This window comes from Psychrobacter sp. PP-21 (assembly GCF_033790785.1).
Taxonomy (GTDB): Bacteria; Pseudomonadota; Gammaproteobacteria; order Pseudomonadales; family Moraxellaceae; genus Psychrobacter.
This window is the reverse complement of the sequence record NZ_JAMYEB010000032.1, coordinates 1-8,042: the sequence shown is the minus strand read 5'-3', so window position 1 is coordinate 8,042 and position 8,042 is coordinate 1. Positions and strand designations below refer to the sequence as shown.

Below are 8,042 nucleotides of genomic sequence, written 5' to 3'. Positions count from 1 at the left end.
TGATAGCGTTTGCATGGCAATGCCAAGCTGCTTTGCAGTGGCTGAGATATTGCCATTATTGTCTGATATCTTCTTGACGGCCTCGGCTTTAAATTCGTCACTGTAGGTTCTTACTTTCTTGGTCATGGTAAACTCCTGTCAATACGCTTAGTTTACCAAGTTTATCTCTACGGTTTCTTCAGCATAGCTCACCATGATTTTGTATCCCTTAATAGTATATTGTAGTATGTTGTATATAATATAACCCCAGTTCGGGATAAGGGCTCAAAAAAAAAATAAAAAAAGAAGTCCGAAGTTGCTAAAGTAAGTTTACCAAGACAAACTTCACAACAAGGACTTCTTACATGGACAACCTAACCGAACTATACTGCCATATTGACGACTTTTATCAGCAATTCAAACCTGAGTTTGACGCTCATTTAATCGCAACGGGACACCAAAGGTTAAGAGCATGCCAGATAAGTGTAGCAGAGATTATGACCATCTTGATACTGTTTCATCAATTACGTTATCGACAGTTTAAGGCGTTTTACTACCATCACATGCTTGGCATGATGAAACGGGAGTTTCCAAATCTGCCGAGCTACTCGCGATTTATAGAGCTTATACCGCGCAGTATCATACCACTGTGCAGCTACTTGCAAAGCATGATGGGCGACTGTACGGGTATCAGCTATATTGATTCAACCAAGATAGCAGTTTGTCATAACAAGCGTATCTACCGTCATAAAGTCTTTAAGGGACTTGCAACCCGAGGCAAAAGCAGCATGGGCTGGTTCTATGGCTTTAAGCTGCACGCCATTATCAATCATAAGGGCGAGCTTGTATCTGTTAAAGTCACTGCGGGTAATACGGATGACAGAGTGCCTGTTAAGGATATGGCAACGCCGTTATTTGGTAAGCTGTTTGGTGATAGAGGATACATCAGTAAAGCACTAAACGCGTGGCTCACAAAACACAGTGATACTAGGCTGATAACGAAACTTCGGCGTAATATGAAACCCCAATTACTTGAGCCTATGGATGAGGCACTACTCAATCATCGCTCTTTGGTTGAAACGGTGTTTGGGGAGCTTAAAAACTTGTGTCAGATTGAGCATTCACGCCATCGTAGTGTCACGGGGTTTATCACAAACTTGCTGTCAGGTTTAATTGCTTATTGCTGGTTTCCCTATAAACCCACCATCAAAAATATGCCTCAGCAGGGACAGGTAGCAACATTGTAAATAGTATCAATGAGTTATAATGTGGCTTATCCCGAACTGGGGTTGTAAATAGACAAGTCCATACAGACAGTGAATTGGTCAATTCGAATATTGGAAATAATAGGTAGCCCTTCATGTCCCTTAAGAGCGCAGAAAAGTCTCCGTCATTAACGCAAAATAAATCGTCGAAAAAATCTTATCTGTTGGCGTTCGCTTTCAGCGCGGGTTCATTATTGACAGGGCTAGCAGCGACTGGGCTGACGGCCGTGCCAGTGGCATCGCAAGCGGCAGGATTGGGCGATTTATTTAGCAGTGATAAAAGCGCGACCCAACCGAAATTTTTGCCTGTTGATGAAGCGTTTCAGGTCAGTAGCAGTAGTAAACCTGTCAATAATGGCACGCGCTTAGCCATTAACTTTGACATTACGCCTGAGCACTATGTTTATAAAGACCAAATTAAGCTAACGTTGCCTGCTGGCGTGAGCGCTGCACCTTTTAGCTTTAGCCAAAAGCCTATCTCCATAGATGATCCGACCTTTGGTCAAGTATTGGTCTTTGACCAAGCCAATATGGTTGCTAGCACCGTTTTGAGCAGTAGTAATGGCAAGGCGATAAATAATGCCGCTGTAACGATAGGTTGGCAAGGCTGTGCCAAAGCAGGACTTTGTTATCCACCGGAGAAAATAAAAACCACGGTCAAAATTGCTGCGTCACAATCGGCAGCCAATAGTTCAAGTAGCACTGCTACAGTTTCTGCGAGCAATAACAGCAATGCAGAAACTGCGCAAGCATCTACAGAGGCGACTGATACTGATCGTCTTGCTACAGAGCAAACTACGCCAGATGACGAGGTGATTGATTACGCTTTGTTAGATGATGAAGCATTAGATGCAGAGCTTGGTACTAGCAATACCATCTCTGGTGCCGATGAAGAAGTTGTAGGCGACAATGTCACAAGTAATATGCCAGCAAACGATAGCGCTACAACTGCAACAAACAATACCGTTGTCGTTGATAACGCCATTAATAGTGACCCTTTTGGCTTAGCTTCGCATCCGTGGTTGGCATTGGTGTTATTGTTCTTGGCAGGGTTGGTCTTGGCATTGACGCCATGCGTGTTACCGATGCTACCGATTGTTGCCAATATCGTCGCGCGTGAAGACAATCCAACGGTAAAACGCGGTGTTATTTTAACGACCAGCTACGCTATTGGTGTTGCCATCGCTTATGGTATTTTAGGCGCGGTCATTGCGGTATTTGGCGAATCGTTAGGCATTATCGGTTGGCTACAAAATCCGATTATTTTAATTGGGTTTGCCATCGTTTTTGTCTTATTAGCCCTTTATATGTTGGGCGTATTTAGCATTCGTCTGCCGAGATTTATCAGTAGTAAAATGCAGGGTCTAAGCCAAGCGGGGGATAGCAAACTTGGTAGTACGGGTGGCAGTTTAATTGCGGGATTCTTATCGGCGCTCGTGGTATCGCCATGCGTTTCGGCACCCTTATTTGGGGCGCTGCTTGCTGTATCAACGATTGGAAGTCCGCTCCTTGGCTTTGCCGCTTTATTTATGCTCGGTTTTGGTTTATCGGCGCCGCTTATCTTAATTGGCGCGACCCAAGGTAAAATCATGCCAAAAGCAGGCGAGTGGATGAATTGGGTCAAGCAGGGCTTTGCTTTGTTGCTTTTTGCCGTGGCATTGTTATTAATTGAACGCGTCTTTATCTCGCCTGTGATGCTGATGGTTTGGGCGCTGTGGTTTATGGTCGTGGCGATGTGGGCGTGGAGCTGGCTAGGCAAAGGTCGGATGCTGACCCAAGCGCTAGGCTTAATCGCTGGTATTTGGGCGACGTGTTTAATCGTCGGCGCCGCATTGGGCAATGACGACAGCTTGCATCCGCTCGCGTCATTAAGCGCCGCGCCGGTGATGCAGACGACTGCTGATCAACCAGCCATGAGTAATGCAACAGATAAAACTGTTACTACGCTTGCTGAGTTAGATGCCATTGTCGCCGCCAATCCTAAAGTGCTGGTCGATGTCACCGCCGAATGGTGTATTGCATGCCGGATTATGGAGAAAAACTTATTTCATAATCGCCCTGCGCAAATGCAAGATTGGCAATTGGTCAGACTTGATATCACGGAGACTACGGCTGATTCAAAAGCAATCTTAGCGCGTTATAAACTATTTGGTCCGCCAGCATTGCTGTATTATCAAGACGGGCAATTGGTCAATCAGCAAGTGGGTGAAATCGGGCGCGCAGCGTTTGAGCAAACCTTAACCGCGCTAAATTAATCGTTTAAATGTAGATAAATTCCACATCATTTCTACCCATTAAAAAGACAACGTCCTTTGATAATAGGACGTTGTCTTTTTCAATCTTACTAAATAGCCTTTTTAACATAGACGCTAAATCCTTGGTTTAGCATTATTTATTACTACTTACCTTATTATTTACATCAGTATTTGCTCGCAATAACGCTAGTATAGTGCCCTTATTTTCATTACAATAAAGCAACATTGCTAAAGGCGCATTACCACGAGTAATGGCTACCTTGCACGTCCATATTTATTGATTTTCTTTAGGGCGTGTCATCAATTAAGCCAAACGACACAAGAAACTAAGTGAATGGCACTAAGGAAATGACTGGCTAACTTATCATAGCGAGTGGCAATCGCACGATACTGCTTAATCTTGGCAAAGAAGTTCTCTATTAGGTGCCTCGCTTTATAAAGCTCTTTATCGAAGTCTCTTGGCTGCAGCCGATGACACTTAGATGGTATAACTGCATTACCTTGCACTGCTTTAATCGGTTCAATAACGCGGGCATCAGCATCGTAAGCTTTATCGGCAAGCCACGTTTGGCTAATACTGACATCAAGCAATTCATCTGAGCCACACAGGTCATGAGCTGCCCCACCTGTTAGATAAAAGCCAGTAGGATTGCCTAATGCATCTGTTCGAGTATGTATTTTAGTCTTCAGTCCACCTTTGCTGCGTCCAATGGCTTGATCCCTTTTTTTCCAGCACTGTGCTGGTGGGCTTTAACAATCGTGGCATCTAGCATGGCATATTCGTCATCGGATTGTTCAGAGAGTTGATTAAAAACCTGCTTCCATACGCCTTTTTTTGACCAGCGACTAAAACGAGTATGAATCACTCTGAAGTCGCCAAAGCGTTCAGGTAGGTCACGCCAAGGTATGCCGGTCTTGTAACGGTACAGAACCGCTTCTACGAACAAGCGGTTATCCTTTGCAGTAACACCAACGTCACTTGGTTTACCAGGTAGAATGTCTTTAATTCTCTCCCATTGGTCATCACGTAGGGCATGTCGTCTTGTCATAGTCATTGAGCTCAAATTCCTAAATACGATCTAAGTATAGCTTATTCTGAAATATCTATGCTAATTGATGACACGCCCTAGTATGGCATACTTATTTTATCTCAAATTACTTTATAGATATTTTAGATAAAATCTCATGTCCACTAATATAAAGTTCATTAGACATGCACATCTCACTCCATCCTTTCCAGTAACTATTAGCTTTCTTTGAATACATTGACCTATCCCAAATATCTTCAATCCAAGAATTGTGACGATACTTATCAATTACTTTGATCGGATTTTGTTTGGCCCAAATTAATTCGTTAAAGTCTGGTTCTGAAACTATTGCTCCTCTGATCTTTGAGATATGGTACTTACAAAGATACTTTAATGTTAAGGATAGGAGCGCTCTGTCTTCAGAGCCACCTATACCTACTTTGTCACTGACATGCACACGAGAGTCTAGAACCAAACCATGCCAACTATCGTAATGCTTGATAATAACTAGTTCACCGTTTTCAGTATTGTTCCGAGCAAACCAGACCAACTTAACCTCATCTTCATTATTACCTTTTAATAAGCTTCTAGCATTCTCTTCAATATCATAACCAAACTCAAATGTTTCTTTTGCGAAAGGCCTTCCTTCATCATGAACGAGCCAATTCTTTTGGCATCCAAAGTATGTGGCTAATTTTTCTAATTCGTTAAACGATGGCTCTTTTCGCCCTTCAAACCAATCCTCAGTAACGCCCACACTATTGTATCCCAGGGCCTCAGCAACTCTAGAAATACTTGGGGTATGAAAACTATCAGTTGCCTTAGCTTCACTCAAGAGGAAATTTAGTTTGCCAGATAGTAGATTTAAGCGATCGCTACGTAAATGAGCATCAAAAAAACTCTTTAAATCGTCGATAGCTTCGATATAACTTCCTTCTTGACCTTCAAAAGATTTTTCTAGTCGATACTGTGCCTCGGCATTAATTGAACGTCCACTAACTTTTGAGGCATCGGAGATCAGGGCTTTCAATTCAGTAGGAATTCTTAAATTAAACTGCACATTTTTTGACATTTTAAAGCCCAAATAGAATATTGAATTTAAAACAAATAATATTACCATAAGGAACTTGCGGCAATGATAGCATAATGCTATCATATTATGTAACAAACCCTAAAGAGGTAAATACATGTCAAATCAGAAGGTTCAGATGAACGTCCGGGTACCTAAAGAACTTAAGAATTTTGCCATAAATGATGCAAAGTGAGCTATGCTGAAGAAACCGTAGAGCTAAACTTGGTAAACTAAGCGTATTCACAGGAGTTTACCATGACCAAGAAATTAAGAACCTACAGTGACGAATTCAAAGCCGAAGCCGTCAAGAAGATAGTAGATAATAAGGGTAATATTTCAGCGACTGCAAAGCAGCTTGGCATCGCCATGCAAACCTTATCGAACTGGCAAAATAAAGCGAATCAAGGCAAGCTTAAAGGGTCTGAGCAATACGATCCTGAGCTCGTAGCCGTACTAGAAGAGAATAAGCGCCTTAAACGGCAACTCAAAGTTGCCGAGGAGGAACGAGACATTCTAAAAAAGGCGACGGCGTACTTTGCCAAGCACAGCTAATCAGGTACGCCTTTATCAAAGATAATCAGCAGATATTTAATATTACCACTATGTGCCGTGTGCTGAGCGTAAAGCCCTCAAGTTACTACGATTGGTTGGGTCGTGACATCAGCGCTCAGCAGATACATCGTAACCAGTCTGAGCTACTGGTCAAAGCGGCACACAGTGAAACGAAGGAGCGCTACGGCTTTGAGCGTCTGCATGCGCATCTAAATGAACAAGGGTATAATATCAGTCGATACATGGTCAGACGTATTAAAGAAGAGCATGGCATCAAATGTCGTCGCCACAAGCGCTTTAAAGTGACCACCGACTCCGATCATAACAAGCTGGTTTATGACAACGTATTAGATCAGCAGTTTGAAGTCAACCGCCCTAACGAAGCATGGGTCAGTGATATCACCTATATCTGGACAACCGAGGGCTGGCTGTACTTAGCAGGAGTGAAAGACTTATACACCAAAGAGCTGGTCGGCTATGCCATCAACAAACGCATGACCGCAGATTTGGTCTGCCGTGCCCTTAATATGGCGATCAAGAACAAACGCCCAAGCAAGGGACTAATTGTTCACTCTGACAGAGGAAGCCAGTATTGCAGCCATGCCTACCACAAGATCATCAAGCAGCGTCTGTTTATAGGCTCAATGAGTGGCAAAGGCAATTGTTTCGACAACGCACCTATAGAGAGCTTCTGGGGCGTATTGAAGAATGAGCTAGTATATCACCAAGATTATAAAACGAGGTTTGCAGCCATTAGCGATATTATTGGCTATATTGAGCTATATTATAATCAGACTAGGATTCAAAAGGGCTTGGGCTATCGAGCGCCAAGACAGGTGTGGTTTGATTATTATCGTCAGGCTGCGTAACTAAAACCTCCCAAGTTTATGTCTACGGGATTGACGGCAGGGGTCAATAGAGATGAATCATTATCACGAAAAAATGATTACCGCAGTTCTTAGGTCTAATCGAACTAATGAACAAACTATATCTATCAAGACTTCAACTAACTATGATACGGAGAAAATACCAGCAGGATCTTGTTCTAACCTATCAGATAATGATCCTGTTAAGGCATTGGGCTTTAATAATGAAGCCCCCAACCCTTCCTGTGCTACATTTGAAAGTTGTTTGTTCTGTGAATTTTTTGCAATTCATATAGATTTTGAAGATATACATAAACTATTAAGTTTGAAGGAGGCTCTACTAAAGTCTTCTATGATTCGTGATGATCCTGAATATCATCTTCTCTCTATAGAACCATCACTATTTAGAATTGACGAGATTATCAATATTCTTAAAGGAAAAGATAATAGAGTAATTGAACTCGTTGATGATGCTGAACAAAAAATAAAAATGCAAATTTATAATGAGTATTGGGATGAGCATATAAATTTTCTCACTGTAGCCTCAGAATCTAACAGAAAAAGCTTAAGTTTATGACCAAGACAATGATGCGTGAACCCCTCGTTAAAGAGATACAACCAATATCTAAAGACCTAATCGAAAACCCATCATCTGGTTTGATTGTAACGCTTTCCAAGAGTGGAGATGCTTTATCATTATTCTCTGATGATATTTGGGACTATAGTGCTACTAGCAATTCACATAGAACTATTAATTTTAGAACTAAAATTCGGAACCTATCCTCATCTATTAATACCGACGGCAAAAAATTCAAATCAGCAGTTAAGTTTTTGAAGGTATTTACTCTCAATTGGAATTGTGAGATGAATGGATGTTCTATGTCAAAATTGAATAGTGATATATAGTCACCTGACCACAAAAATGTTATAAAATAAATCAACTAAACGACTACCACAATAAATAACCATGACTTACTCCCTAGATTATCGCAAACAAGTCTTAAAAAGCTTAGATGAGGGCATGA

6 protein-coding genes and 1 pseudogene are annotated in these 8,042 nt (G+C 41.8%); 4 read left to right on the top strand and 3 right to left on the bottom strand.

The genetic code is table 11. From position 1 onward, the window contains the following. A partial coding sequence (locus tag NJD71_RS13160) for a transposase (RefSeq protein ID WP_319052364.1) occupies window positions 1-126 on the bottom strand: 126 nt, incomplete at its 3' end. Window positions 127-344: 218 nt separating this feature from the next. Here NJD71_RS13160 and NJD71_RS13155 point away from each other — a divergent pair. Continuing rightward, on the top strand, window positions 345-1,226 hold the full coding sequence (locus NJD71_RS13155; RefSeq protein WP_057758743.1) for an IS982 family transposase: 882 nt from the start codon (window positions 345-347) through the stop codon (window positions 1,224-1,226). Between the two features lie 113 nt (window positions 1,227-1,339). Then, window positions 1,340-3,499: a cytochrome c biogenesis protein CcdA gene (locus NJD71_RS13150; RefSeq protein WP_057758740.1), complete on the top strand. Its 2,160-nt coding sequence runs from the start codon at window positions 1,340-1,342 to the stop codon at window positions 3,497-3,499. A gap of 300 nt (window positions 3,500-3,799) precedes the next feature. On the opposite strand, the pseudogene NJD71_RS13145 reads toward NJD71_RS13150, so the two are convergent. Next, window positions 3,800-4,548: pseudogene (locus tag NJD71_RS13145) on the bottom strand (IS5 family transposase). A 106-nt stretch (window positions 4,549-4,654) separates the two neighbouring features. Continuing rightward, entirely contained in the window at window positions 4,655-5,599 is a 945-nt protein-coding gene (locus NJD71_RS13140) for an Arc family DNA-binding protein (protein WP_057758737.1), read from the bottom strand. Between the two features lie 255 nt (window positions 5,600-5,854). On the opposite strand from NJD71_RS13140, the gene NJD71_RS13135 reads away from it, so the two are divergent. Both NJD71_RS13135 and NJD71_RS13130 read left to right on the top strand, forming a co-directional pair. Beyond that, a protein-coding gene (locus NJD71_RS13135; RefSeq protein WP_319052363.1) for an IS3 family transposase occupies window positions 5,855-7,020 on the top strand; the annotation gives its coding sequence in 2 pieces (ribosomal slippage) (window positions 5,855-6,113 and window positions 6,113-7,020; 1,167 coding nt in all). Between the two features lie 52 nt (window positions 7,021-7,072). Beyond that, window positions 7,073-7,594 (top strand): hypothetical protein, encoded by a 522-nt coding sequence (locus NJD71_RS13130; RefSeq protein WP_319052362.1) that lies wholly within the window; start codon window positions 7,073-7,075, stop codon window positions 7,592-7,594. The last annotated feature ends 448 nt before the right edge of the window (window positions 7,595-8,042 follow it).

Excerpts from the sequence above, each read along its gene's own strand:
- NJD71_RS13155 (WP_057758743.1), top strand. The coding sequence starts at position 345 with ATGGACAACCTAACCGAACTATACTGCCATATTGACGACTTTTATCAG.
- NJD71_RS13150 (WP_057758740.1), top strand. The coding sequence starts at position 1,340 with ATGTCCCTTAAGAGCGCAGAAAAGTCTCCGTCATTAACGCAAAATAAA.
- NJD71_RS13140 (WP_057758737.1), bottom strand. The coding sequence starts at position 5,599 with ATGTCAAAAAATGTGCAGTTTAATTTAAGAATTCCTACTGAATTGAAA.
- NJD71_RS13130 (WP_319052362.1), top strand. The coding sequence starts at position 7,073 with ATGAATCATTATCACGAAAAAATGATTACCGCAGTTCTTAGGTCTAAT.